We start from the raw sequence: 26,081 nt of genomic DNA, 5'->3' as shown, positions 1-26,081 counted from the left end.
CCGCATCGCAATCGCGCCGATGATGTCCCCGTCCCGAACGACGTGGACGACTGTCTCGCCGCGCCCCTCACGCTCGCGGACGTAGTCGGCGACCCGATCGGGGACATCGACGTCGCGGTCGTCCAGCAGCGCGCGGTTGCCGACGACGACTTCCTGGCCATCGGCATGGGCGATGACGCCCTTGCCGGCGACCACGTCGAAGTCGTCGGGATCGGGGACCGACCTGCGCCCCACGTCCGTATCGTCCGCTTGGGCGACCGTCGCTCCACCGTCCGTCGCAGCCGTCTGGCGTTCGCGGGCCATGTCGACGATGGCGTCCGCGAGGTGGTGTTCGCTCTTCTTCTCGGCGGTCGCTGCGAGCGAGAGGACGTCGGCGGCGGCGACGCCGAACCCCTCGATACCGGAGACGGTGGTCTCGCCCTTCGTGAGCGTCCCCGTCTTGTCGAAGGCGACGAGATCGATCTTGCCGGCGCGTTCGAGGTGTTCGCCGCCCTTCATCAGCACGCCCGACCGGGCGGCGTTACCGATGGCCGAGACGATGCTGACCGGTGGCCCGATGACCAGCGCGCCCGGACAGCCGATGACCAGCAGCGTCAGCGACAGGATCGCGTTCTGCGTGACCGCGTACGCGCCGATAGCCAGGGCAATGACGGCCGGCGTGTAGTACTTCGCGAACCGGTCGATGAGACTCTCCGTGGGCGACTGAGCCTCCTGGGCCTCCTCGACGCGACGGATGATCCGTTCGAGAGTCGTATCCGATCCCGCTCCCGTCGTCCGGATTTCTAGCGCGCCCTCCTGGTTGACCGTCCCGGCGTACACCTCGTCGCTGTCGGCCTTGTGGACGGGCGCGCTCTCGCCGGTGACCGGCGCCTGGTTGACTGCGCTCTCGCCGTCGACGACGGTTCCGTCGACCGGGATCTTCCCGCCCGGCTTTACGACGACGACTTCGCCCTCTTCGACATCGCGGGCGGAGACCTTTTGGAGTGTCCCGTCGCGACGGACGGTCGCCGTGTCGGGCGTCATCTCCAGTAGCTCCTGAAGTGCCGTCCGGGTCTTCCGCATCGTCCGGCCTTCGAGGTAGCTGCCGAGGCTGAACAGGAAGACGACGGCGGCGGCTTCCCAGTACTCCCCGATGACGATAGCACCGATGGCGGCCAGCGTCACCAGCGTCTTGATGCCGAGCGTCCGGTTGGTGACCTCGTGGTAAGCGGTCTTGGCGATGTCGTAGCCACCCACGACCGTCGCGAGGACGAGGATGGCGGCGCTTGCCATCTCGAAACTCGTGAGGTAGCCGAGACTCCAGCCACCGCCGTACAGCAGGCCGCTTGTCGCCGTGACGATGGCCTTCCGGTGGTTCCGGTAGTACTGCGTGATCGATTGTTTGTTCATTGTGTTAGGCGGGCTGGGGAGTGTACCCCTGGTTTTCGATGGTCTCTGCGAAGGCGTCGGGGTCAGCGACGCTGTCGTCGTACTCGATCTCGACGCGGCCGGTCGCGTAGTGGACTTCGACGTGCTGGACGCCGTCGACGTTCGACAGGGCGCGTTCGACGGTACTCGCGCAGGTCGGGCAGTCGAAGTCGAGGACGCGGAATTGGGTTGTGTCGCTCATTACAGTTTGAGATAGTGCCCGTACCTCAATAAGTATTTTTTATATGATATGTTTGAATTCGGATACGAGTCGTTGGAACAGTCAAACGGGTCGTCTAGGGCTTTCGCTATCGCGGGTCCATCCTGTACTGGATACCTCGACAGACACCTACCCGACTCCTGCCCCGCTACCTTTTCCCGCGTGCTCGCGCTCAGTCCTCGTATGAGTGATTCCGATACCGACCACCGTCTCGACGACATCGCGGTGCGAGACACTCGGATTTCGGACGCCATCGACGAGCCGATGCGGGCGATGGTCCTCGACATTCTGTCCGAGGAAGCCCTAACTGCGACCGAGGTCCACGAACGCCTCGACGATCGCGGCATCGACCGGACGGAGAACACGGTCCGCCATCACATCAACGAGCTCCGGGATGCGGGCCTCGTCGACGTCGTTCGCTTCGAGGAGGGGCGTGGTGGGACGACGAAGTACTACCACGCGAACACGATCGTCCTCTCGTACTCACTACCAGATTCGGCCGACGCCGCCGTCGAGGAGATGATCGACGCTGCCCAGCCCCAGATCACGGACGCGCTCACTACGCTCACCGACGAGTACGACGACGCTATTGAGGAGATCGTCGAGGATATGCAGCCCTGCGAGCACTGCCAGACCCAGAAGTACGAGACGTACGTTCTTCTGACCGTCCTGCGACGTGCGTTCGTTCGCGCCCACAGAAATTCCTGAGGGGGAACCACCCCTACGCTGGCAGGGTCTTAGAAGGAGAACCGATCACGCGCGGATTGCATCGCGAGGCGAGTCAGGAGTCGCGCAGGGCCACGCTTTGGGAGGTCCCGTACAGTCTCGATGCTGGTCGGCGGTTCACTACCACCAATGTCTAACTCCCAGCCTGTCTCGTCCATGAAGCGTTCGACAGCCTGATTTACTCGCTGTCGCACGTCGTCCGAGTCCATTGTCTCGGGCACACCATTCCGGAGGACGACGTCGCCGTCAACGATCACTGTCTCGACGTCGGCCGGGACCGCGTTGTTCACGACGTGTGCGGGAACGTTGGTCAGTGGCGTGAACTTCGGTTTGTCGACGTCGAGGAGGATAATATCCGCGCGCTTTCCCGCTTCGATACTGCCGATCTCGTCGCCCATCCCCAGCGCGCGTGCGCCCTCGATAGTGAGCATTCGTATCAGTTCCATCGAGTCGAACTGCCCGGCTGAACGCTTGAGATTTGCCGCCAGCCGAGCTTGCCGCGCTTCACCGAACATGCTGTACGAGTCGTGCCAGTAGTGGTCGTCAATCCCTACTCCGACGTCGACGCCGGCGGCTCGAAGCTCGGGAACGGGCGTCCACTGCGTCTCCCCGTCCGGATTCCAGTAACAGAAGACGGACGGGCAGTGCGCAACAGCCGCGTCCGCCTCGGCGGTTCGCTGGATGTCCTCTTCGTCGCCGAGGCGGAAGTGAGCAGCGACCAGTCGGTCGTCCAGGAGTCCAACGTCGTCGAGCAATCCTACCGAGTCCTCGCCACCGTTCGCTCGTGCCATCGTGTTACTCTCCTCGAGTTCGAGCAAGTGCGTGTGGACGAGCAGGTCCGGATACTCTGCGGCGAGGGATGCGGTCCGTTCCCACAGCTGCCGGGTACACGACCAGTCGTCGTGCGGGCAGATCGTCGCCCTGATTCGGCCGTCGTACGTGTCGTGGTACGTTTCGACGAACTCGCGAGCACGGGCGAACTGCTGATCGACTGGTTGGTCCCAGAAGAGGTCCGAGATCGCCGGGCCGAAAAATCCGCGGAGCCCTGCTTCCCCGAACGTCTCCGCACCTGCGGCAGGCCGTGCGTCCATGGAGTTCACGGTCGTGACACCGCCCAGGAGGAAATTGAGCGCTGCGAGCTCGACGCCTGCCTCGACGAGGTACTCGAATTCGCCGTTCCCTAGTCTGTTAAACAAGGCCGTCCCACTCCCGAGCATCTCCGTCAGCTCGAGTTCGCTAAACGCACCGATGAGCGGTGTCATCTCCAGGTGCGTGTGGGCGTTCACCAACCCCGGCATCACCAGTTTCCCGTTCCCGTCGATAACGGTGGATGCTTCTAATTCTCCGTCTCCTGCACGTGATGGTCGGACTTCTTCGATACAGCCATCGGTGATGCATACTGTGCCGCGCTCGTACAGGCGGTTCCGCTCGTCGGCTGTGAGAACGAGTGCATCATGGATTGCCAGATCGACAGCCATCGTAAATTAGGAAGTGGATGTGACAGTTACCGTACTGGACAACCGAGCAGGCCGGCGAAGGCTGTTCTTCCAGGTGGTGTTCCCCTCATTTGGGATATCATCGGTCTCTACTGGTCCCATTAGCCTCTAATACGTCGGCGTGATTTAATCAGATTCCCCTTTTGAATCTGAAGTCGGATTCCGTGGAGCTTGTGGAGGTTTGCAATGTTTTCCCCTCTTCACGATAGATCATCTATGGCCGACGGTTACGATGCCATAGTACTGATACCCTCATAGGCAGTATATTCTAACCAAAACCGCAATAGATGATCCCTACAATGATACACCTATGCAGGCGACGATAATCGACGGAGTTCTTGAATCCCTTCGTATCGGTGTCGGATTTCTCTGGACGGCGGCGTGGGCGATCATCATGGGCCTCACGATTACGAGTCTCGTCCAGGTCTACGTCTCGAAGGAGCGGATGGCACAGGTGCTGGGTGAGGGCGATCTAACTGGACTTACCAAGGCGACTGTGTTCGGAGCAGCAAGCAGTGGCTGTAGTTTCGGCGCCGTCGCCATCGGGAAGGGCCTGTTCAAGAAGGGGGCGCACGCGGTGAACTTCCTCGCGTTCATGTTCGCGTCGACGAACCTCATCGTCGAACTAGGGCTGATGATTCTCATCCTGCTTGGCTGGGAGTTCCTCGTCGCGGAACTGCTCGGCGGCCTGATTCTCATCGCCGTCATGGCCGCCATCGTCCACCTCACGCTTCCCGAAAACCTGTTTAACGAAGTCCGCGAGAAGCTCAACGAGCGCGACCGCCAGGCGGGCGTCACGGAAGATCCCACCTGCGGGATGGAGGGGAAAGACGAGTACACGCTCACGACCGACGGCGGTGAGACGCTCAAATTCTGCTCGGAGGGCTGTATGGAGACCTATCGCCAGGAGACGTCGAGTAGCGGCGGGTGGCGTGACGAGTTGCTGTCGTGGGGTGGCTGGTACAAGGTCGGGAATCAGTACCGCAAGGAGTGGTCGATGATCTGGAAAGACATCGTCGCCGGCTTCCTTATTTCTGGGTTCGTCATCGTCTTCGTCCCGCAGTGGGTGTGGAACACGCTGTTCATTCAGGGCGACGGCCTGCTCGTGACTGCCGAGAACGCCGTCATGGGCGTCATCATCGCCGTCCTCAGTTTCGTCGGCAGTATGGGCAACGTCCCGTTCGCCGTCGCGCTGTGGGGCGGTGGCGTCAGCTTCGCCGGGATCATCGCGTTCGTCTACGCCGACCTCATCACCGTGCCCGTGCTGAACGTCTACCGGAAGTACTACGGCTGGAAGATCATGCTGTACATCCTTGGCGTCTTCTTCGTGACGATGGCGTTCACTGGCTTCCTCATGGAGTTGCTGTTCGACGCCCTCGGCATCGTACCAGATCTGGCCGGTGGCGAGACGGCGACCGAACAGACGTACTTCGAGCTCAACTACACGTTCTACCTCAATATTATCGCCTTCGCGCTCTCCGGGTTCCTCCTGTATGTCTACCGACGTGGAATCGGCGCACCAGGTCAGTATCGTGATCCGGTGTGTGGCATGCGGACCGACGATGAGGGGCCGAGTGCGTCCAATGATGGGATGACGTACTATTTTTGCTCGAAGACCTGTAAGCGGGCATTCGAGGAAGAGCCCACGGAATTTGCTGATCAAAGCCCGCAGATAACAAACCACGATCACGATCACTGATAGATGTACTGTGGTTCATCCGCTGTGAAGCACTTCATCATCGCACCTTCAATCCGCAATTGTCACACCTGTCGCGCCAAAATTGATTGTATGAGCAGTCAGATATCGAAACAAGGGGATGTCATATGAACCAACGTCCAGCGGATACCGTCGTTGGTGTGCTCCTTGGGTTCGTCCTCTTGGCTGGCGGACTACTCAGTTGGCGGGCCTATCAACAGCGTCGCGCTATCGAGCAGTCGATGGGGCCGATGATGGACTCGTCTATGGGGGCGATTCACGGTCCAGATCCTCTCTGGTACGTGGTTGGAACCCTTCTGGTCGCAGGCAGTATCGGTGGCATCTATTACGTGGTTCGAGGGAATCTCATCGATTCGACAACCGACTCAGCGGATCACATCGACCCCGATCAGGTATCGGAGGCAACGCCTACATCGATAGACGATGACGCCTCGCCGGCGACGCCTATCAATCCTGAATCGGATCCGCAAGCGCGCGTTCTCGATCTCTTACCGGATGATGAACGACGCGTCCTTGAACCCGTCCTGAACTCGCCTGGAATCACGCAGATCGAACTTCGGGATCGATCTGAGTTCTCAAAGAGTAAAGTGAGCCAGACCGTGAGTTCACTCGAGGAGCGCGGGCTGCTGTATCGGGAACGACAGGGTCGAACCTACCGCGTGTATCCGAGTGATGACCTGCAGAACTAACAGACGTAGAAATTCATACTAACACTACCCATCATGTCACAAGCAACACTCGAAACTGATCGCATTAGCCGGGTTCTCAAGTCAAGCACGTGGCTCAATCTCCTCCTCGCCGCACAGTTGATCGCCGGGTTGGTGTACGCATATTTCACAGGAGATATGGGGAGCCGGTGGACCCATTTCGTCCTTCCATTTATTTGGTTCACCGCCTCAGTCTGGGTGATCTGGCACACTCGACCTGTAACGAAACGTCGAGTGTATCGTATTGGTGCCGCACTTGTCGTTGCTCTATATCTCATCGTGATGTTTTATTTTTCAGGATTACTTGGACCGAGCACCTCTCATTTCGGGCAGCTCACTGGACCAAGCGGCTTCGGAATAACGTGGGGTCGATCTTTGGGATGGAGTCCGGTCTTCGTCTATACAGGTGACCTGATCACGGTCTCGCTCATTCCTTACCAAGCGGTTGGCCTGTTCGCGCTGGCGTATCTCGTCTATGATGCATTGCTTGATTTCTCGCAGTCGGCAGTCGGAGGAATAGTCGGGATTGTGGCGTGCCCTGCCTGCGTTAGCCCGTTGTTTGCCGTACTACTTGCAGGCGGACTGAGTGGTTCTTCAACGATGTTATTGCTTGGTGCGTATGGCTACGAAATTGCGACCGTTCTGTTCCTCATGACAATTGGAATCCTCTACCATCGTCAGGCACTCACGAGGCAGTATCACCAGTTCCGAGGGAACTGATCCATCTCGTTCGTGGTCAGCAATACCCGAGCCTCCCTCGCCGCCTGAACCGTGGTTATTGTCTGGATCGCCGCAATGAGGTGAACAGTCTCGACGGATCCCCTTTGCTCTCACCATTCCTCTGATCCTTTCGAATTCGGCAGGTATGAACGATCCCGTCAGTAGAAAACGTTTAGATGGCGTTATAGACGTTCTTGAACGCTCTCCTGTTTGAGTTCACTCCCACGAAGATAACCCCGAACCCACCGTATGACTACTTGAGGCGAAAAACAATGACCAACCGAAACCTCGGACGATGGCTGCTCGTGGTGCTCGCGATTGTCGGACTCGCGTTTGCCGCCCCGGTAGTTAGCGCACACGGTGACGAACCGATCCAGGGGAACGAGACGGCAGCTGAAGGGACGCCAGCCGATGGTAGTGCAGCAGACTGGGCGGCCTGGATGGAAGGTCACATGACCGACTACATGGGCCCGAATGCCGTTGACGAGATGGAAGCGCACATGGGCGTGACCGTCGACGAGATGGCCCAAGATATGGCGGACGACAATCACACCGCGACGGGGATGAACGGACAGGGGTACGGCTGCTAACGATCCCTGTTCGGATCCTCGTCTGACACGATAGATATTCGACTTACTGACTCAACGATCACAATGACACACTACACCAACACTCTCGGGCGGACGACTCGTCGAATCGCAATACTAGCGGTTCCGCTGTTGATTGTAGCAACGGGCACCGCAGCGGCTCACGGTGGTGGAGGCTACGGCGGCGGTATGATGGGTAGCGGCGGTTGGGGGGTCTTCAGCGGTGGAATGGGCCTCTGGAGCTTCCTTTGGATGGGGCTCCTAATCGTCGTCCCGCTCTATCTCGTCTACTCACTCCTCAACAGAGATTCTGAGAGGAGTGATAGTCGGCCGCTTTCGGTTCTTCGTGAGCGTTACGCTCGCGGTGAACTCTCCGATGAAGAGTTCGAACGTCGACGAAAGCAACTCGAGTAGTGCCCATGACCGAAATAGAAGGAGCATCGTCGAGAAAAAATTCTCGTCTGCCAGTTGGGGCGACGGGAGCTTAAGTGCGTAAACAGGATACAGTATTACATGAGTTACACAATACAAACCAAGATTGATGGAGAGTTCGACGATGTCGTCGACGCAACGAATGCCGCGCTCAAAGACGAGGGATTCGGTGTTCTCTGTGACATCGACATTCAGGCGACGCTCAAGGAGAAACTCGGTGAGGAGTTCCGCCAGTATCGCATCCTCGGTGCGTGCAATCCTCCGCTGGCATACGAAGGGTTGAGTGTAGAAACTGAACTCGGTGCGCTCTTGCCCTGTAACGTCATCGTCTACGAGAACGATGACGGCGTCATCGTGGTGAGTGCGGTCGACCCGGAACAGTTAGTCGGGATCGCTGATAACGACGCGCTTGACTCCGTCGCGACCGAGGTCAGCGAACGATTCGACCGCGTACTGGCAGCCGTAACTGACGAGTTCGGATCCGCATCGGAGGCCTGATCTCTGATGGCATCATCGGATCAACTGGATACGACGACGATACTGCTCATCGTCCTCGGAGCGTTCATCCTCCTTCCCTTGCTCACAATGGGTATGGGGTTCGGTGGGATGATGGGATACGGAGGAATGATGGGCCAGTACGGTACCACAGGTGGTTGGTGGCCCCTCATCGGGATGCTCGTCCCGGTCATCTTCCTCCTTGCGCTTCTGGGCGGTGGATATCTCATCTTCCGGCGGATGAGCGAGACACAGACGTCTCATAATCCCGCGATGGAAGAGTTACGTCTGGCGTACGCTCGTGGCGATCTCACGGACGAAGAGTTCGAAGCCCGACGAGAAAAGCTCGAACAATCAGAGTGACCACTACCCAAACCGCGTTTCACCCGTTTGAACACCTGCGGATCGACTCGAGGGTATCGAAACCAACCGTTCGGCAGCATCGTTCCGTTACATCGAAATGGTGTGCTCGATTCAGCATATGGTTATGAGTAGTAATGGGAACAAACGACAAGTTCGGAGTGAGTCACGTCCGAAGTCTTCGCACCAGTATCGCGCGTAGCTACCCACCGAAGAATGATCCAGACAACATGACACATCACAGCCGACGTCAATTCTTAGGCATTGTCGGTGCCAGCGCAGTCGCCAGCACCGGCTTTGCTCAGTCAGCGAACGCACAGGAGACGCCCATCGTGGAGATGGGAAACAATTACTTCGACCCAATCGGCCTACGTGTTGATCCCGGGACAACCGTTCAATTTGAACTCGCAGCGGGGGCACATTCCGCTACGGCGTACGCAGATCGTATTCCGGAGGGCGCTTCCGCCTTCGATAGTGGGACGATCTCAGACGGGAGCTTCGAATATACGTTCGAAACGCCAGGGACGTATGATTACTACTGCATCCCGCACAAGTCGATTGGGATGGTCGGACGGATCGTAGTTGGCAGTCCTGGCGGACCGGCAGAGGAGGATTCAATCCCGGATGGAGAGGTCCCATCGAGTGAGGCGATTGTTGACCAGGGTACAGTCGCCTACGGCTCAAGCAGCGATGGAAGCGGGAATACTGGTGGTGGAATGATGGGACGAGGTGGTTCTGGAATGATGAGTGGCCGCAACGGAGGTGGAGTTGGAGGGCTACCAGCTGTTGGTGGCGTACTCGGAATGCTGGGCGTTCTCGGTGGCGGGCTCTACTGGCTTGGAAACCAAAAATCTCCTCAATCGACTACCGACGACTCAGCCAGAAAAACGCTCCAGAACCGCTATGCCAGGGGCGAAATTGACGAGGAGGAGTATAGACGTCGCCGTGAGCGATTAGATGCTACTGATGAGGACATCTCCAACTGATTGCCACCGTGAGAGGGTGAACTCACCGGGGTCAAGTGATTCGGGGATTAGAGAATACCGCCCTCACCGATACCTTTGATTTCAGAACGATCCCGTGACTTGTTTTGTTCCATTTATGACTGATTTCTCTTGTGATCAACTCGCCTGTGTGGCTCGGTAGTAAACACCAATTGCGAGCACGGCTACGAGGAGAAGATATCCAGTAGCCCACACCAACGAGAGAGCCGTAGACTGAGTTGTTGAACTAGTCGTCCATGCCGGATGGGGTTTGGCCCGTAGTCGATCCCGACGGTGCCGACCCTGCGGCAAACTTGTAAACGGCGACGAGTCCCCAAATCACCAAGCCGAGCAGGATGATGCCCGCCCTAATGTCGATGGGGACCACTGCAGCGTGTTCGATTGCTCCCTCGCTATCGACTGGGTGCCCGGCTCCCAGTAGCATGTCGAGCAGGCCGATCACGACGACGCCCAAGACAACCAAGCCACCGCCGACGTACATGGCGATTTGGTCTGCCGTTGATAAGTCACTCATTGGTAGTCACCCGAGGAGTTTCCGTAATCGCGTGTTCTCGAACAGTTCCATCTCACGCAGGCGGTTATCGACTGCCAGGACGCCGCCCGCTCCGAGTGCCACAATGGTTCCGAAGACCATGATCCCAAGTAGTTCACCCGTGACCATACCGTTGGCCCAGCCGCCACCGTAGCCGTTGATGAAGTAGAAGAACAGCATCATGAAGGCACCAAAGAAGGCGGCGGTCCTCGTGAGGACACCGAGTATCAGCCCGAAACCGATGGCGGTTTGCCCAAGCGGTACCGCCACGTTGACGAACGCCAACAGGATGCCGTCGCTGAACGGCGTGACGAAGGGGGCGAGAATCGTGCCCTGAGCGGCTCCGCCGACGAACCAGCTGGCGTCGAAGGGCCACGCCCAGATCTTGTCAAGGCCAGCGTGGAGCATCCACCACCCGGCGGTCAGCCGAAGCAGCAGGATCCAATACGACAACCAGGCTCCTGAGACCGAGAACGACGTCTCAGTTCCGAGAAATCTCGTTCGAATGGATTGTGTTGACATGGCATACTTCACCTCACGACTGAGTTTATCAGAAGTGGTAAAAAGATTGGTGGTGGTTCGTGATCTCTAAGAGTCGGGGCTCATTGCAGGAACGCGGGTGTCAGAGGTGAGTTGGATGATCCTCAAGAAGGAATTCGGTCACCCTCAACGCACTGATTGTGTGCTGGGGCATGTAAGCAGGAGCACCGATGAAGCTGAGCCCACCGATTTCTGGATTTCGGAAAATTCTGTTTGAGGGACTGAATTCATCTACTGATCTAATCCTTTGTACTTACCGATCCTCTCAGTAGCTAACAGATTCTGAGAATTTGGCTCTGTTGAAATCCTCTTCTCCAGATACATTGTAGCGTGAATCGCGGCCTCACTACACGTACGCATTTCGCAGTATGTCACCTACCGTCTCCCGCAGAGGAATCGTGTAGCACGGGAGAGGATGTTCTACTGGGATCGCGTTGCGGCATTATTTTGTACCGGAAACAGGAACGCGTCGCTTATGGTCCCCTATATCAGCGAGGTGCTGTTCAACGAGCCACAAGGCCGTCGTATGGCACTCTTTCAGTTCGGCGTGTCGCTTACCTTCTTGTGCATGTTCGTGTACGCTTGGAGCGTCGGCGACGCTGGCGAAACCCGGTGGTTACTATTTATGGTCGTCGGAACTGCGCTGTCCGGAATCGCCGAGTCCCTCCCAGAGACCCAGCTACAGGCGGTAGGCGTACTCCGTTCCGCGGCGATCCTCGTATTGCTGTGCATCGTCGCTACTCCCTTTCTCGATCTCGAATTAATTATCTGAAGAGAACCGTCGGTCTTGTTGTTCTCTCTACTGATCTTTCCCGACGAGCTTATTGACCATGGTAGGGACAATTCGCAGTGGTACTCTCCACCGAAGATGTCATAGAACCGTTCACAAGGAGGTTGATCTCAGAGCTGTTAATGGTGAATTGCCTGCTCAGGAGGCCTGCGAACTTATCACTGGTACCTCTGTCATTTATGTCGTATAGCAGCGCAATGCTGGATACAGACACAGAGCGACCCCAGGATATTATCATTTCAAGAATAGTTAGAATGGGGGCGAGTCGATACAACAGTATTGTTTTCCCATCTCTTGTACAAACTCGACTAATGACGGCGCAGGACTCCTCGGAGACTGAAGACCGAAAAGACGACCACCTTCAAATCGTTCAGGAGCGGGACGTCGAAACGACAGGGACGGGCTTTGACGACGTCCGACTCATCCATAACGCGCTTCCGGAACTCGATTACGACGCGATCGACCCCTCCATCGACTTTCTGGGTCACGACCTATCTGCCCCAATCTTCATCGAGAGCATGACTGGCGGGCACCAGAACACGACGGAGATTAATCGGGCGCTGGCCCGGGCCGCCAGCGAGACCGGTATCGCCATGGGTCTCGGTAGCCAGCGAGCAGGCCTCGAACTCGACGACGAACGCGTCCTTGAATCGTACACGGTCGTCCGCGATGCTGCACCCGATGCGTTCATCTACGGGAACCTCGGCGCTGCACAGCTTCGAGAGTACGACATCGAGATGGTCGAGCAGGCAGTCAAGATGATTAACGCCGACGCGCTCGCGGTCCACCTGAACTTCCTCCAGGAAGCCACTCAACCTGAAGGCGATGTCGATGGGCGGAACTGTGTAGCTGCGGTTGAACGAGTGTCCGAGGCACTCTCGGTGCCGATTATCGTCAAGGAAACGGGCAACGGAATTTCCGGGGAGACTGCCCGAGAGCTGACTGCGGCAGGCGTTGACGCGATTGACGTCGCTGGAAAAGGTGGAACGACTTGGTCCGGGATCGAGGCCTATCGCGCAGCAGCCGCGAACGCGCCGCGACAGCAACGAATCGGCACCCTGTTCCGAGAATGGGGCATCCCAACCGCTGCAAGCACGATCGAGTGTGTTGCCGAACACGACTGCGTAATTGCGAGTGGTGGTGTACGAACGGGATTGGACGTGGCAAAAGCGATTGCCCTGGGTGCCCACGCCGGCGGGTTGGCGAAACCGTTCCTGAAACCAGCTACAGACGGGCCAGACGCTGTCATCGAACGAGTCAAGGACCTGATCGCCGAGCTGCGGACAGCGATGTTCGTCACCGGCTCGGGGTCGATCGACGAGCTTCAGCAGGTGGAATACGTGTTGCACGGAGAGACGCGCGAGTACGTGGAACAACGAACCAGTAGCGAGTAATACCGAATTCTCCAGTCTCAGCAGGATAGATAGAACAACATCGGGAAAGAGAGAGCCGACTCCGATATCTGTCCAACCTGTACTGACCGCAGCGGGCACCGAAGCTATCATCCTCTAAGGATTTCAACAGAGCCGAGAATTCAACTCGAGTGGATATCAATCAATTAACTCCCACTGGTTAGTCATTCCTCCATAGACACGGTTTAAAACTCGTCGTCTCGAGAAAATACGGGCAAATAAAACAGGGTGGCGGAGGAGACGCAGTAGAACTGCACTCGGAGACCGGTCAACGTCTTCAATATCGATCCCGGCAGCGGCACGAATTGCTGCTCCCAGAACCTTGGGATTACGAGTTTCAAGAAAGTATCTCACAACTGTGGCGAAAATGTACTCCGTTTTCATCCTCTGATATAATCTATCAGGATAATTGCGTAATTGGCTTCTGTTAGCCAGCTCTGCGGCCAAGAATCCCGATTCAACGGCCTGTGAGATCCCCTTTCCGGTGAGTCGGTTTGCTATACCTGCAGCATCACCCACTCGTACGACTGAATGCTCCGGTAGATGGGTTCTGTCGGGATCAAGGCTTGGTCCCTCGGGAATGATTGCGACGTTCGTCCGTTCCTGCGACGGGACTGGCCACCCATTCCGCTCACAGGCTTCCCTCAATGCCTTCATATAATCATTAGGCCGGTCACTGACCGTCCAGCCGATACCAACGTTGGCTCGTTGCGATGTCTTCGGGAATGCCCACGAGTACCCTGTATAGTTCTCCAGAATTATCCGGCTGTTCGGGTACAACTCGGTGAAGTCCCCTTCGACATCACTGTTAAGCGCTACCATATATCCTGAATACTCGTTGGTTGTTCCGAGCGCTTTACTAGAGAGTGATGGCTGACCGGTTGCATCAACGACGAGATCATACTCATCGGTGAACTCGTGGAAATCTGTCCGTGTGATAGACTGGTTTTCGTGGATGTCAACACCCTTCTCTGAGAGTTGTTCTGCCCAGGACTGCTCAACGACATTTCGGTCCGTTATATATGTATCCGCAGCAGGAAAGGTGCCGGCTCCAGTGCGGTGGCGATCGGCGTCGATTCCGTCATACACCTCCACTTCCATCGCTGGCAGCGGGTTGAGAAAGCCGTTCTCTACAGTCGGTTCGAGTGGGATCTTCGATACCGCTGTCATCGCTTCTCCGCAATTAACGCCTTTGCTATCGTAGGACTGCCGCTCATATAGTTCGACGACGAATCCAGCGTCGTCGAATCCAGCAGCTGCTGCAAGCCCGGCCATCCCTCCACCTATTACCGCAATTTTGGACGTTCGAGTCATCGGTTTTTGCCAATCTTTGAGGCCATCGTTAAGCTCCCAACAGCATCCGAAGTGACCCACGAACGCCCATCGGGAGTCCGATCGCTCCGATGAAGAACGTCATAAGCCACCACCACGTGTGATTCATCTCCTCTTTCGCATCGGCGAGATACCACACGATGCCGACAGTCACGACGAGTTTCAGCACGAACGTCGATCCGGAGAATCCAGTCGCCTGGTACACGAGATTCGTCACGACCAGCTTTGGGGAGTAGCCGAGGAACGTCACACCGATGAGATTCTGCGCAGCGTCCCACAACTGGCCGAAAACGGCCAGCAGAATTAGCGGGTGTCGAAGGTGGGTGATATTGGCGAAACTCGTGCCCCAGTAGTAGAGTGCGGTTACGCCGAGCGCTATCCCCGTCGTCGCGACAGGAACCCATAGGCGGAGTGGGGTCGATGTCGAGAGGCCGTGCCAAACAGCCCACCAGACGGCCCCGACAGCCCACACCGACCCGACGAGCCCGACTGTTAGCGGGATAGATCCGATATTTTGGTCACGCAAGAGTGCACCGACACCGAGCGCGAGGATGGTGACAGCGGTGACGACGATGTAAATCGATGGCGTGATGAACCACACCGCGTAGTCCCCGAGCAGCCCGAGATCCTCGAGGGCGCGCATCGCCCCACCTGCGATGATGATCGGAGCGAACCCGTAGGCCAGTCGTGCGTCGAACGTGACGTCGAGTTGGTCGAGATACGCACGTAGTCCGGGGAGGCTGTATACGACTGCCGCGAGGTAGATTACCGTGTTCACCGCGTTGTAGCCCTGGACAGCACGAATCCCCTCGTGCGTGACTGGCTGACCGGCCGCATCGGCGACGACTGGTCCCCAGAGATACTGCCAGATGAACCGGTCGTAGACCAACGTCGGAAACACGAGGATGCCCCCACCGAGAAGGACGAGCGGGGCCAGCAGGTACAGCGCCCACCACTCGCGTGAGCCGGTCTCCGGAAGGACAGTCTCGACGCGGCGGGTGACAGTACTCACGACCCGTTCACCTCCAATCGCCACGTCGTGCTTTTCGAGCGCCCCCACTGTTCGAGTGAAACGATTGTGAGTTCGTCCTGGAGCTGGCTGAGGTACTGCGCGACTGCCTTGGGAGATCCGTCGAGGTCGCTGGCAATCTCGCGAGCCCGGAGGTATGTCGGTTCGCTACTGGCTGTCTCGACGAGGTACCTTCGAACCGTGTGCCGGGAAATATTCGACATTGATCTAGAGGTGACGGTTAGCGAAGAAATCCGAAGAGCTTGTAGTCGTGATCGGGGGTGTACCGCCGGAACAGGAGACTGTTCGTCAGCACCGACACCGACGAGAACGCCATTGCTGCTGCAGCGAGCACGGGCTGGAGGAGGCCGAGCGACGCTAACGGAATCATCGCCGTGTTGTAACCGAGCGCCCACACGAGGTTCTGTTTGATCTTCTGGAGTGTCGCGTCTGAGATTCGGATCGCCTTTACCACGTCGAGCGGGTCGTCTCGCATCAGCGTGACGTCTGCAGCTTCGATGGCGACGTCGGTGCCGGAGCCGATTGCTGTCCCGACGTGTGCGACCGCGAGTGCCGGAGCGTCGTTGACGCCGTCACCGACCATCATCGCCTGCCGGCCCTCGTCTTGAATACTGTCGACCGCGTTGGACTTGTCCTCAGGAAGGACTCCTGCGCGGACGTTCTTCGGGTCGATACCCACCTGTTTAGCGACCGCACGGGCAGTTCGCTCGTTGTCGCCCGTAATCATCATCACGTCAACTCCCCGCTCCTGGAGTGCTGTGACAGCCTGCTTGGAGCTTTCCTTCACTGTGTCGGCGTCGGCGACCACACCCACGAGCTCCCCCTCGTAGGCGACCAGCATCGCCGTCTTCCCCTCGTTCTCGAGGCGTTCCATCGTCTCCTCAGCGGGAGAGGGGTCGATCCCGTTGTCCCGCAGCAGCTTGCGGTTGCCGACCAGCACCTCGCTGTCACCAATGACTGCTTTGATCCCGTGGCCCGGAACGTTCTCGAAGTCGTCAGGCTCAGTCACGTCCAGGCCGCGTTCTTCGGCCCCTTCGACGATTGCACGGGCGAGCGGGTGTTCGCTGCCGCTTTCAGCTATCGCCGCCAGTCGAAGCACATCATCCTCTGAGAGGCGCTCACGGGTGCTGAGCTGTCCACCATCTGGGGTCGGCTCGCCACCGTCAGTCACCACATTTCCATCGCTATCAAAGACGACCACGTCGGTGAGTTCCATTTCCCCTTCGGTGAGTGTGCCCGTCTTGTCGAAGACGACTGTATCGACGTCTTTCGCTCGTTCGAGGATGTCACCGCCCTTGAACAGGACGCCGTTCTGGGCACCAATCGTCGTCCCGACCATCGTCGCTGCGGGCGTCGCCAGCCCCAGCGCACAGGGACAGGCGATGAGGATCGAGGACGCGAAGACAATTATCGCGAACTCGAAGACTGAAACGGTCCCACCGACCGGGGCCGGGCCGCCAGCAACCTGACCCCACAGCGGGAGCCAGTCGACGAAGCCAGCGAGAGCCTCGGGGAACAGGAACCAGACGACACCCCAGAGAAGGGCGTTCGCGATGACCGCAGGCACGAAGTACGCGGAGATGCGGTCGGCGAGATTCTGGATGTCGGGCTGGCGCGACTGGGCCTCCTTGACTGTCTGGACGATCTGTTGGAGGGCCGTGTCTTCTCCAACCTTCGTCGCCTCCACGACAAGGACGCCGTTCTCGTTAATCGTCGAGCCGACGACCTCATCGCCCTCCTCTTTCTCGACAGGCACAGATTCGCCAGTGACCATTGACTCGTCGACGGCAGACTGACCGTCGACAACGACACCGTCTGTGGGAATCTTCTCACCTGGACGAATTTTCATCCGGTCACCAGTTGTGACCTCTTCAAGCGGAACTTCTTCTTCACTGCCGTCCTCGCGGACAATGGTCGCCGTTTCGGCTTCCATTTCGAGGAGCTTTCGGAGGGCCTCACCCGCTTGGCCCTTCGACCGAGCTTCGAGATAGTTACCCAACGTGATGAACACGAGGATGAGGGCTGCCGTGTCGAAATAAAGTCCACCTGCAATGAGTTCAGCAAGGACTGCCACAGAGTATAGATAGGCCGTTGTTGAACCGATCGCAATCAGCACGTCCATATTGGCGCGGCCGTTCTTCACGATCGCCTTGTACGAGTTCTTATAGAACGGCCAGCCGAGGATCGCCTGTACCGGCGTGGCGAGGAGGAACTCAACCCAGCCAAGTTCCACACCGAAGACGGCTTCAGGGACGATCGCGCCACCGAGCAGATAATTGTCGATGAGGAAGAAGAGCAACGGTGCCGATAACACTGCCCCAAAGAGGGTCAACCTGAGTTGCTTCCGAGTTTCGGCTTGACGGGCGGCATCTCGTGCGTCCTGGCCCGACTCTTCGTCGGCACCATCTTCGCGGACGGGCGAGTAGCCAGCCTCCTCGATAGCATCGTACAGCGCACCAATAGATACTTCCGCAGGATTGTAGGTGACCTGTGCTTCGTCGGTTGCGTAATTGACCTCCGCATTAACGACGCCCGGAATATTTTCAAGAGCGGTTTGGTTGGTCTCGGCGCAGTTGGCACAGGTCATATCGGAGATGGCAATCGTTACCGTCTCAGAGACTGCGCCGTACCCGGCCTCGTCGATCGCGTCGTAGATTTCTTTGAGCGATACCTCTTCAGGGTCGTAGGTGACGGAACCCTCGTCGGTGGCGAAGTTCGCATCCGCCTCCGATACCCCGTCGAGCGATTCGAGAGTGTCCTGGATCGTCGCCGAACAGTTGGCGCAGGACATTCCCGTGATATCAAGATGGATTGTTTGGCTTGTCATGCTTGTTCTACTATACGGGGTCTAGGTTTAGGCGATTTACTGCTTCGAGAGGCGGGGTTTCGACTGCAGGAAAATTTGGATTCCAAAGACAGCGTTACGCTCCCTCTTCGAGTCGCTGATACCGATCGTCGAACCGTGTGAGACAGGACGGACAACAGAAGTGATAGATCTCTCCGTCGATTCTCGTCGTTTCACCTTGATTATCAACGGTATTGTTACATTCAGCACAGGTGAGTGCAAATTCGACGCCATCAACGGACGGCGTCCATTCAAGCTCGTCAATTAGCGTGACGGTGTAATCTGCTACATCGATCTCGTTAAAGAGTCCATCTACCCACTGACGTACGTTCTGGGATTCAACACGGGCATAGAACCAAAGATCTCCTTCGGAGGTCGTGAAGACGTGTTCAACGCCATCTGACTCTCGAGCCCGCTCGCGGGCGGCCTCCAACGACGCTGAGCCGATTTCGGCCTGAATAAATACCGGTACACCAGCTCGGAGATGAGCCCGGTTGACGTCAATCGTGAAGTTGTTAATGATGCCAGCTTCCTGTAATCGCTTTACCCGGTCAGACACGGCTGGCCCCGACAAGTCGACCTCCTCGCCAATATCGCTGAACGGGCGGCGGGCGTCATCAGCGAGTAACGAGAGGATTTCTAAGTCGGTTTCATCCAAATTGCGCATACGACCGCTTCGTCTCGCAGGATACATTATTGTTGCCCACAACACACCTTCGAAATCGGTGATCCAGGGCTGCGACAACATTGGATTCTAAGCAGAAAACCACATAGAATACTCGCCCCTATCTACGAATGGATATGACTCAGACAATCACCGTCGAAGGAATGACCTGTGAACATTGCGAGCAGACCGTCGAAGAGGCACTCGAAGAAGTTGAGGGGGTTACGTCTGCTACTGCGGATCGTGACTCAGAATCCGCGACGGTCGAGGGGTCCGCTGAACGGGATGAGCTTGTGACTGTGGTCGAAGACGCTGGATACGATGCCTCTGCGTAACAAATCCCGATTCTCGTCGAATCGGATTCGGAGAGGGATTGATACGACTGCCAATCCCAGGTGTAGATACTATGACTGATACACTTCCGTTCGATGCCGTCCGCGAGCTCGACGTCGACGGGACGACGTACAAGATGGCCGATCTTCGAGCACTCGAAGAGCAGGGGCTCTGTGACCTCGACACGCTCCCTGTGAGCATCCGTATTCTGCTTGAGTCGGTGCTCCGGAACGCCGACGGCGAAACTGTTACTGCAGCGGATGTCAAGAATGCTGCTGGCTGGAAGCCAGACGTACCGGACGCAGAGGTTCCGTTCTCTCCATCACGAGTCGTCCTACAGGATCTCACTGGCGTGCCCGCAGTTGTCGACCTGGCGGCCCTTCGATCCGAAGTCGACCGCAAAGATCGGGACCCGACCCTGGTCGAACCAGAGATCCCTATTGATCTCGTAATCGACCACAGCGTCCAAGTCGACTACTTCGACTCCGAGGACGCCTACGAGAAGAACGTCGAACTGGAGTACGAGCGCAACGCCGAACGGTATCGCGCGATCAAGTGGGCGCAGAACGCCTTCGAGAACTTCAACGTCGTCCCGCCGGGGACCGGCATCGTCCACCAGGTGAATCTCGAGCATCTGGGCCGGGTCGTCCACGCCCGCGAGCGAGACGGTGAGAAATGGCTCCTGCCGGACACACTCGTCGGCACGGACAGCCACACCCCAATGATCGGTGGCATCGGTGTGGTCGGCTGGGGCGTCGGCGGCATTGAAGCGGAAGCGGCAATGCTCGGTCAGCCGGTCACGATGAAACTTCCCGAGGTCGTCGGCGTCCGCCTCGAAGGCGAATTACCCGAGGGCGCGACGGCGACGGATCTCGTGCTCCACATCACCGAACGGCTCCGCGAGGTCGGCGTCGTCGACCGGTTCGTCGAATTCTTCGGTCCTGGTGTGGAGAATCTCACAGTCCCCGACCGGGCCACGATCGCCAATATGGCGCCCGAACAGGGCTCGACGATCAGTATGTTCCCGGTCGACGAGCAGACGCTCGAGTATCTCGAACTCACCGGGCGTGACCCCGCCCACATCGACCTTGTTCGCGAGTACCTCGAAGCGCAAGGGCTATTCGGAGAACAGGAACCGGAATACACCGAGGTGGTCGAGTTCGATCTTTCGACTGTTGAGCCGAGTCTCGCCGGACATAAGCGGCCACAGGACCGGATTCCGATGGGGGACGTGAAACAGAGCTTCCGGGGACTTCTCCACGGGGAGTTCGAAGACGACCTCGATGATGTCGACGAAGACGCCCTACAGCGGTGGCTCGGCGAAGGTGATGCAGCTGGTGCGGAGACCGACGGCGGTGTTCAGGTCGAACCCGAATCGGAACTGCACCCGTTAACCAAACGCGTTGAGGTCGACCTCGACGGTGAGACAGTGGAAATTGGACACGGAGACGTCCTCGTCAGCGCCATCACGAGCTGTACGAACACTTCGAACCCGTCGGTGATGATCGCTGCTGGTCTGCTTGCCCAGAACGCCGTCGAGAAAGGTTTAGATGTCCCGCCGTACGTCAAGACGAGTCTCGCACCCGGCAGTCGCGTCGTCACGCAGTACCTCGAGGAATCGGGCCTGCTTCCGTATCTCGAAGAGCTCGGGTACGCGGTCGTCGGCTACGGCTGTACCACTTGTATCGGGAACGCCGGACCACTTCCCGATCCCATCGAGCAAGCGATCGACGACCACGACCTCTGGACGACGAGCGTCCTCTCCGGGAATCGGAACTTCGAGGCGCGTATTCACCCGAAGATCCGCGCGAACTACCTCGCGAGCCCGCCGCTCGTCGTCGCCTACGGCCTCGCAGGGCGGATGGACGTCGACCTCGAGAACGAGCCGCTAGGCACCGACGAGGAGGGGGGATCGGTGTATCTGGCGGACATCTGGCCCGACGCAGCGGACGTGCAGGCAGCAATCCACGAGAACGTCTCTCCTGAGATGTTCGAGGAGAAGTATGCCTCTGTGTTCGAGGGTGACGAGCGGTGGGCTGCTCTCGACGCGCCCACAGGTGACGTCTACGAGTGGGACGACAACTCGACATACATCCGAGAGCCGCCGTTCTTCCAGGACTTCCCCCTCGAAAAACCCGGCGTCGCCGATATTGAGGATGCACGCTGCCTGCTGACACTCGGCGATACCGTTACGACCGACCACATCAGCCCTGCTGGCCCCTTCGGATCTGACCTCCCTGCCGGCCAGTGGCTGCTCGATAACGGCGTTGAGCCGCACGAGTTCAACACCTACGGCGCGCGCCGGGGCAACCACGAGGTGATGATGCGGGGAACGTTCGCCAATGTCCGCATCGAGAACGAGATGCTCGACGATGTCGAGGGTGGCTATACGATCCACCACCCAACCGACGAGCAGACGACCGTGTTCGAAGCCAGTCGCCGCTATCGGGACGAGGGGATACCGCTCGTCGTGATGGCTGGCGAGGAGTTCGGAACTGGGTCTAGCCGGGACTGGGCGGCGAAAGGAACGGACCTACTCGGTGTTCGCGCAACCATCGCCGAGAGTTACGAGCGCATCTACCGCGACAACCTCGTCGGCATGGGTGTGCTCCCCCTGCAGTTCGATGATGGCGACTCGTGGGAATCTCTCGGTCTGGATGGGTCTGAGATCTTCACGATCCACGGCCTCGATGACGGGCTCGATGTGATGGACGAACTGACCGTTATCGCCGAGCGCGCGGACGGGTCGACTGTCGAGTTCCCGGTCACAGCACAGGTCGGCACGCCGGCCGCCGTGACCTATATCGAACACGGCGGCATCCTCCACTACGTCCTTAGACGGCTCCTCACGCGATAATCTCTCTCAACTGACTCTATTTCTGGAAGCACAAGCAACACGAAAAACTTTGAGTCCAAATTAGCGTTTCAATCGTGCGTAGACTCTGTTCGGATGATGCCCGCTACGTTATCCATCTGAGCTGAAACGTGTGCGCTCTCACCAGCAACATGCGTAATTAAATCGTCCAGAGTGATCATCCCGATAACGCTCCCGTCTTCAACAACCGGGACGTGTCGAGCACCCGCTTCGTTCATTTGTCTCAGGACTTTTGGAATCTCAGCATCTGCTGGCACAGTAAGTGGGTCACGCGTCATCACGTCAGCAGCTCGTACGTCGTCTCCACTCGTCTCGGCTGTGAGCACACTTAACTCGCTTTCCTCGGTGAGCAGGTTAGCAATCAGGTCTCGGTCGGTGATGATACCAGAGATCTGATCGGATTCTTCGACGACCACGTACCTGGCACACCGCGATTGGGAGATCATCGTGTGAGCGATCTCGGCAACCGTGGCGTCAGGCGTGACACGGGCGACCGACTCATCAGCAATACGACCAATGTCCATCCGGAGGTCAGTTGGTCTGGTACCCATGCTAATCAGTACGACTCATAACAGGAAATAGCTTAGCATCAGCTGGTCGTCATAGAAATCCTCCACTCTTCAACCCTGAGAGACGACAATCTCCAAACTTTGTGAAGTTACAAAAAGTGTTACCAGCTACGCCACTATCCAAGAGCGCTGGCTTTTATAATCTAGTCTCAATAAGTAAAGAGAAATGTACGATACGGTTTTGCTCTCGACTGACGGGACAGTTGCTTCTGAGGAAGCTGAATCCCATGCTATCGCGCTAGCAGAGGCCCATAATGCCGATCTTCATGTTCTGTATGTAGTCGATGAGGACGTCGTAACAGCATACAGCGGTGACGAGTACGTTGATGAAGCCGAGGGCCCAGAACATGGCCTCGAAGAACTTGGAACGGAAACAATCGCAGACATCCAATATAAAGCGAAGGAGGTCGGTGTCAATGTTGTCAAAGCAATTGAGCACGGCCGACCGGCTGAGACGATTGTACGGTATGCTGATGTCGAAGATATGGATCTACTTGTACTTGGAACGAAACACCGGCCGGAAGAATACCGGGCCTTGCTCGGAAGCGTGACCGACCGCGTCCTTCGATTGACGACCCGCCCAGCGACCGTCGTGAAGACGGAAGTCGACGAATAGGGGAAGAACAGTCAGTAACGGCCGCCGTCAGGCGTGAGTCGGGCGCGCCGGCGTTCGAACTCCTCGTCGTCGATTTCGCCGCGAGCGTACCGTTCCTGGAGGACAGCGAGTGCGCTATCCTCGGTGGGGCCGTCCGATGGCGACCGCGTTGTCAGCCAGTAGACGATGTAGACGGGAAGGGCGATCAGAAGTGCCATCCACAGCAAACCGATCAACATCATCCCCCAGCTCCATATTCCCCACCCGGCCATGTGACCATCATTCCACATCCCGTCATGCCAGTCCCACATCACTGTATCTGGAACAGCAGCGTGCGTCAGAGTCATTCCAATGATGACGGCTAGCGTCAGTGCTCCGATGACGATGAGTCCCAGAGAACGAATCCCGCGTGCTTGAATTGGATTTTGCATTATTGTACTCCTGAAGAGAGTTCGGCGTGGTTAGCCGAGGATGTATTCGAGGGCGGGGTAGCGCTCGACGAGCGCTTCGCCGCCGATCTCGTACTGTTCGATGTACTGGTCGAGACCCAGGATGCGGCCCGCAGCGAACGCGGCGACCGCGAGGAACACGAGCATGTACGCGAAGTCCCCGTTGATGAACCCGTGGCCCATGTCCCAGTTGCCGAAGTAGAACATGAGCATCATGAGCGCGCCGAAGAACGCCGCGAGGCGAACGAACGCGCCGACGAGCAGGCCGAGGCCGATGAACAGCTCGCCCCACGGGACGGCGATGTTCGCGAACTCGACGAACCACGGCGTACTACCCATCCACGCGAACAGGCCCGCGAGCGGATTCCCGTTCGTCGCCGCGACGTTCGACAGGTAGCCGCCAGCGCCGAACTCGCCGGTGATCTTCGTGAACCCAGAGTACGCGAACGCGTAGCCCATCATGAGACGGAGCGCGAGCACGAACCACGCACTGAGACTGTGAACTTTCCCGCCGACGGTCAGACCGCCGACTCTGCTCTCGAGCTGATTCATGCCGGAGTCGAGTGTGGACATAGTTATTGCACCTTCAACTATCAGTACGGAGGCAGAGACGATATAACGGCGAGCCGGCGTTCTGGGTCAGAAAATCGGCGGGCTATATTACGCTCCTGTCGCGAGTAGAGACGTGTGACTGAGGAGGCCGACCCGTCGGAAATCTTCGCTACACTCGACGACGAGTACGCTCGCGACATCCTCGTGGCGACGAAGACCGACCGACTGTCTGCGAAGGAACTCAGCGATGAATGTGACATGTCACGCCCGACCGTCTCGCGCCGTGTCACCCGCCTCGTCGAGCAGGGCCTCCTCGAAGAGTATACGCACGTCGACCCCGGAGGACGGCACTACAGCGAGTACGAGGCTCGTCTCGAACGTATTGAAGTCCTCCTCCAGGCAGAGGGCTTCGATGTCCAGATCGATGTCCGGGCGGACCCCGCCGACCGGATTACGACCATCTTCGAGGAGATGCGGGGAGACTGACTTATGGAACACACGCTATTCGTCATCGGCAAACTGTTCACGACCGCGTTAGCACTGGTCATCGCATATCAGGCCTATCGCGGGTACCAACGACATCACACGCAGTTACTCCTGTACGTCGCCGCCGGCTTCGCATTGGTCGGGCTTGGCGGCCTCCTTGAAGGCGTCCTCTTCGAACTCCTCCAGGTGTCGATCTTCGAAGCAGGATTCGTCGCAGCACTCGTCACCGCAGCCGGGATGCTGTCTATCCTCTACGCCCTGTATGCCCCGAATCCATAAGGATTCAGGACGCCCATTCGACAAGCGGCCTCTGCGCGTCGTGCCCGGTTCGAAGCCGCTACTGTTCGGACTCCCCTCGTTCTCGATAGTGTAGCGTCGCAGTGGGAGTTATATCCATATCGGTCGTACCATATCGTATGATTCGAACACTCGTCGGTGTCCTCGGCGCTATCTCAGCGCTGTTCCCGGACGAAATCGTCGAGCTCTTCGAGAAACTCGCGATTTCGAATCCAGACGAGGGAACAGTGAGAGGGTGGATACGTCCAGCAGTCCGGTCGGAGGGTGTTCTGATAGCTGCGCTTTCACTCTTTAACGGGCGAGCATACGCGTTGCTGATGAATCTTACCGGCGTGTTCGGCGCGATAGTCCTCTTATTTCCCGACCTGTATCAGAGATTTGCCACCGCGTTCCTGTACGAGCGTCCAGAGTCGATAGAATGGAACGAGCGATTCCGCTTGGGCATTCGGGCTATCGGCGCACTCTATGTCTTTTTAGCGGCGAAGACGTACAGGGAGCGTCACAACGATACTTGAGCCTTCTCGCTATTGACACCTGGCGCATCCGATGTCTAGTTCGTTACGGCCGCAGGTATCACTTTGAATCTAAAGTTTGAGCCCCACGATATCAGTATGATCGAAGGGGAAATCCGCTAAAGAGAGGAGGCCGTGTGTATCCCTGTATGACGACGACGATCATCGTGGAAGGCATGACGTGCGGTCACTGTGAGCAGACGGTCGAAGAGGCCCTCGAAGAGGTATCCGGCGTGACTGACGTGACCGTCGACAGGGAGAGCGAACAGGCGAGCGTCGATGGTGAGGCAAATGTCACAGCTCTCGTGGAGGCCGTCGAAGACGCCGGGTACACCGCTTACGCCTGAGAATCGCGCGGACCACTCCGAGACAACGGCCAACCGTTGTCTTTGAAGCT

The 26,081-nt window shown here is 57.9% G+C and carries 31 protein-coding genes; 18 read left to right on the top strand and 13 right to left on the bottom strand.

The annotated features are described in order from the left end of the window. Together EAO78_RS17215 and EAO78_RS17210 are read right to left on the bottom strand one after the other, a co-directional pair. Positions 1-1,389 (bottom strand): heavy metal translocating P-type ATPase (locus tag EAO78_RS17215; RefSeq protein ID WP_136516543.1); only part of this gene is annotated, 1,389 nt, incomplete at its 3' end. Between the two features lie 4 nt (positions 1,390-1,393). Further along, positions 1,394-1,609 carry a heavy-metal-associated domain-containing protein gene (locus EAO78_RS17210; protein ID WP_004594622.1) on the bottom strand — a complete coding sequence of 72 codons (216 nt, stop codon included), beginning with the start codon at positions 1,607-1,609 and terminating at the stop codon, positions 1,394-1,396. Between the two features lie 201 nt (positions 1,610-1,810). Here EAO78_RS17210 and EAO78_RS17205 point away from each other — a divergent pair, with 201 nt between their 5' ends. Next, a complete protein-coding gene (locus EAO78_RS17205; RefSeq protein WP_004048660.1) occupies positions 1,811-2,335 on the top strand; it encodes an ArsR/SmtB family transcription factor in 525 nt (174 codons plus the stop codon). Between the two features lie 29 nt (positions 2,336-2,364). Here EAO78_RS17205 and EAO78_RS17200 read toward each other — a convergent pair whose 3' ends face one another. Further along, a complete protein-coding gene (locus EAO78_RS17200; protein ID WP_004594621.1) occupies positions 2,365-3,831 on the bottom strand; it encodes an amidohydrolase family protein in 1,467 nt (488 codons plus the stop codon). A 328-nt stretch (positions 3,832-4,159) separates the two neighbouring features. Between EAO78_RS17200 and EAO78_RS17195 the strand changes: the two genes are divergently transcribed. The 8 genes from EAO78_RS17195 to EAO78_RS17165 all read left to right on the top strand — a co-directional run bounded on the left by EAO78_RS17195 (position 4,160) and on the right by EAO78_RS17165 (position 9,853). Beyond that, the gene (locus EAO78_RS17195; protein WP_049986199.1) at positions 4,160-5,548 is read left to right on the top strand and encodes a permease; all 1,389 of its coding nucleotides are present in this window, start codon (positions 4,160-4,162) and stop codon (positions 5,546-5,548) included. A gap of 125 nt (positions 5,549-5,673) precedes the next feature. Then, on the top strand, positions 5,674-6,255 hold the full coding sequence (locus EAO78_RS17190; protein WP_004048657.1) for a helix-turn-helix transcriptional regulator: 582 nt from the start codon (positions 5,674-5,676) through the stop codon (positions 6,253-6,255). 33 nt (positions 6,256-6,288) lie between these two features. Continuing rightward, positions 6,289-6,993 carry a DUF7546 family protein gene (locus EAO78_RS17825; protein ID WP_123624180.1) on the top strand — a complete coding sequence of 235 codons (705 nt, stop codon included), beginning with the start codon at positions 6,289-6,291 and terminating at the stop codon, positions 6,991-6,993. Positions 6,994-7,265: 272 nt separating this feature from the next. Next, the gene (locus EAO78_RS17185) at positions 7,266-7,583 is read left to right on the top strand and encodes a hypothetical protein (RefSeq protein WP_004048656.1); all 318 of its coding nucleotides are present in this window, start codon (positions 7,266-7,268) and stop codon (positions 7,581-7,583) included. A gap of 63 nt (positions 7,584-7,646) precedes the next feature. Beyond that, positions 7,647-7,994, top strand: a complete 348-nt coding sequence (locus EAO78_RS17180) for an SHOCT domain-containing protein (RefSeq protein WP_049986201.1) — start codon at positions 7,647-7,649, stop codon at positions 7,992-7,994. A 99-nt stretch (positions 7,995-8,093) separates the two neighbouring features. Next, the gene (locus tag EAO78_RS17175; protein ID WP_004048654.1) at positions 8,094-8,510 is read left to right on the top strand and encodes a DUF302 domain-containing protein; all 417 of its coding nucleotides are present in this window, start codon (positions 8,094-8,096) and stop codon (positions 8,508-8,510) included. A gap of 6 nt (positions 8,511-8,516) precedes the next feature. Further along, the gene (locus EAO78_RS17170) at positions 8,517-8,870 is read left to right on the top strand and encodes an SHOCT domain-containing protein (protein WP_049983674.1); all 354 of its coding nucleotides are present in this window, start codon (positions 8,517-8,519) and stop codon (positions 8,868-8,870) included. A 134-nt stretch (positions 8,871-9,004) separates the two neighbouring features. Then, a complete protein-coding gene (locus EAO78_RS17165) occupies positions 9,005-9,853 on the top strand; it encodes a plastocyanin/azurin family copper-binding protein (RefSeq protein ID WP_227262414.1) in 849 nt (282 codons plus the stop codon). A gap of 244 nt (positions 9,854-10,097) precedes the next feature. On the opposite strand, the gene EAO78_RS17155 is transcribed toward EAO78_RS17165, so the two are convergent. Both EAO78_RS17155 and EAO78_RS17150 read right to left on the bottom strand, forming a co-directional pair. Then, the gene (locus EAO78_RS17155; RefSeq protein WP_004594603.1) at positions 10,098-10,385 is read right to left on the bottom strand and encodes a hypothetical protein; all 288 of its coding nucleotides are present in this window, start codon (positions 10,383-10,385) and stop codon (positions 10,098-10,100) included. 6 nt (positions 10,386-10,391) lie between these two features. Next, on the bottom strand, positions 10,392-10,925 hold the full coding sequence (locus tag EAO78_RS17150; protein WP_049986202.1) for a DoxX family protein: 534 nt from the start codon (positions 10,923-10,925) through the stop codon (positions 10,392-10,394). Positions 10,926-11,418: 493 nt separating this feature from the next. Between EAO78_RS17150 and EAO78_RS17145 the strand changes: the two genes are divergently transcribed. Then, positions 11,419-11,715: a hypothetical protein gene (locus EAO78_RS17145; protein ID WP_049986203.1), complete on the top strand. Its 297-nt coding sequence runs from the start codon at positions 11,419-11,421 to the stop codon at positions 11,713-11,715. A 329-nt stretch (positions 11,716-12,044) separates the two neighbouring features. Then, positions 12,045-13,127, top strand: a complete 1,083-nt coding sequence (gene fni / locus EAO78_RS17140; RefSeq protein WP_049986204.1) for a type 2 isopentenyl-diphosphate Delta-isomerase — start codon at positions 12,045-12,047, stop codon at positions 13,125-13,127. 156 nt (positions 13,128-13,283) lie between these two features. On the opposite strand, the gene EAO78_RS17135 is transcribed toward fni, so the two are convergent. From EAO78_RS17135 to EAO78_RS17115, 5 genes are all read right to left on the bottom strand, one after another. Continuing rightward, positions 13,284-14,420, bottom strand: a complete 1,137-nt coding sequence (locus EAO78_RS17135) for an NAD(P)/FAD-dependent oxidoreductase (RefSeq protein ID WP_231554253.1) — start codon at positions 14,418-14,420, stop codon at positions 13,284-13,286. 67 nt (positions 14,421-14,487) lie between these two features. Continuing rightward, complete coding sequence (locus EAO78_RS17130; protein ID WP_050050397.1) at positions 14,488-15,489, bottom strand: DUF63 family protein; 1,002 nt, start codon at positions 15,487-15,489, stop codon at positions 14,488-14,490. Continuing rightward, complete coding sequence (locus tag EAO78_RS18810) at positions 15,486-15,710, bottom strand: DUF7123 family protein (protein WP_004594599.1); 225 nt, start codon at positions 15,708-15,710, stop codon at positions 15,486-15,488. Before EAO78_RS18810 ends, EAO78_RS17130 begins: the two co-directional genes overlap by 4 nt. Before the next feature lie 17 nt (positions 15,711-15,727). Next, positions 15,728-18,334 carry a heavy metal translocating P-type ATPase gene (locus EAO78_RS17120; RefSeq protein ID WP_004594598.1) on the bottom strand — a complete coding sequence of 869 codons (2,607 nt, stop codon included), beginning with the start codon at positions 18,332-18,334 and terminating at the stop codon, positions 15,728-15,730. Positions 18,335-18,428: 94 nt separating this feature from the next. Then, the gene (locus EAO78_RS17115) at positions 18,429-19,019 is read right to left on the bottom strand and encodes an AsnC family transcriptional regulator (protein ID WP_122106973.1); all 591 of its coding nucleotides are present in this window, start codon (positions 19,017-19,019) and stop codon (positions 18,429-18,431) included. Positions 19,020-19,153: 134 nt separating this feature from the next. Between EAO78_RS17115 and EAO78_RS17110 the strand changes: the two genes are divergently transcribed. Together EAO78_RS17110 and acnA are read left to right on the top strand one after the other, a co-directional pair. Then, on the top strand, positions 19,154-19,351 hold the full coding sequence (locus EAO78_RS17110) for a heavy-metal-associated domain-containing protein (protein ID WP_049938510.1): 198 nt from the start codon (positions 19,154-19,156) through the stop codon (positions 19,349-19,351). A 71-nt stretch (positions 19,352-19,422) separates the two neighbouring features. Beyond that, positions 19,423-22,206 carry an aconitate hydratase AcnA gene (gene acnA, locus EAO78_RS17105; protein WP_122106972.1) on the top strand — a complete coding sequence of 928 codons (2,784 nt, stop codon included), beginning with the start codon at positions 19,423-19,425 and terminating at the stop codon, positions 22,204-22,206. 68 nt (positions 22,207-22,274) lie between these two features. On the opposite strand, the gene EAO78_RS17100 is transcribed toward acnA, so the two are convergent. Beyond that, a complete protein-coding gene (locus tag EAO78_RS17100) occupies positions 22,275-22,775 on the bottom strand; it encodes a CBS domain-containing protein (RefSeq protein WP_004594590.1) in 501 nt (166 codons plus the stop codon). Positions 22,776-22,959: 184 nt separating this feature from the next. Here EAO78_RS17100 and EAO78_RS17095 point away from each other — a divergent pair, with 184 nt between their 5' ends. Continuing rightward, positions 22,960-23,409, top strand: coding sequence for a universal stress protein (locus tag EAO78_RS17095; protein WP_095638030.1), 450 nt, complete (start codon positions 22,960-22,962; stop codon positions 23,407-23,409). An 11-nt stretch (positions 23,410-23,420) separates the two neighbouring features. On the opposite strand, the gene EAO78_RS17090 is transcribed toward EAO78_RS17095, so the two are convergent. Both EAO78_RS17090 and EAO78_RS17085 read right to left on the bottom strand, forming a co-directional pair. After that, complete coding sequence (locus tag EAO78_RS17090) at positions 23,421-23,819, bottom strand: SHOCT domain-containing protein (RefSeq protein ID WP_049986209.1); 399 nt, start codon at positions 23,817-23,819, stop codon at positions 23,421-23,423. A gap of 30 nt (positions 23,820-23,849) precedes the next feature. Beyond that, positions 23,850-24,410 (bottom strand): DoxX family protein, encoded by a 561-nt coding sequence (locus EAO78_RS17085; RefSeq protein WP_095638029.1) that lies wholly within the window; start codon positions 24,408-24,410, stop codon positions 23,850-23,852. Positions 24,411-24,524: 114 nt separating this feature from the next. Between EAO78_RS17085 and EAO78_RS17080 the strand changes: the two genes are divergently transcribed. The 4 genes from EAO78_RS17080 (at position 24,525) to EAO78_RS17065 (ending at position 26,031) form a co-directional block, all read left to right on the top strand. Continuing rightward, on the top strand, positions 24,525-24,875 hold the full coding sequence (locus tag EAO78_RS17080) for an ArsR/SmtB family transcription factor (protein WP_122106971.1): 351 nt from the start codon (positions 24,525-24,527) through the stop codon (positions 24,873-24,875). 3 nt (positions 24,876-24,878) lie between these two features. Then, positions 24,879-25,154, top strand: a complete 276-nt coding sequence (locus tag EAO78_RS17075; RefSeq protein WP_004515576.1) for a DUF7521 family protein — start codon at positions 24,879-24,881, stop codon at positions 25,152-25,154. A 137-nt stretch (positions 25,155-25,291) separates the two neighbouring features. Then, a complete protein-coding gene (locus tag EAO78_RS17070; protein WP_004594583.1) occupies positions 25,292-25,687 on the top strand; it encodes a hypothetical protein in 396 nt (131 codons plus the stop codon). Positions 25,688-25,833: 146 nt separating this feature from the next. Continuing rightward, positions 25,834-26,031: a heavy-metal-associated domain-containing protein gene (locus EAO78_RS17065; protein ID WP_004594582.1), complete on the top strand. Its 198-nt coding sequence runs from the start codon at positions 25,834-25,836 to the stop codon at positions 26,029-26,031. Positions 26,032-26,081 lie beyond the last annotated feature (50 nt).

Origin of the sequence: Halobellus captivus (assembly GCF_003697845.1) — an archaeon.
Lineage (GTDB): Archaea > Halobacteriota > Halobacteria > Halobacteriales > Haloferacaceae > Halorubrum > Halorubrum glutamatedens.
This window is presented reverse-complemented; position numbering and strand designations above follow the sequence as displayed.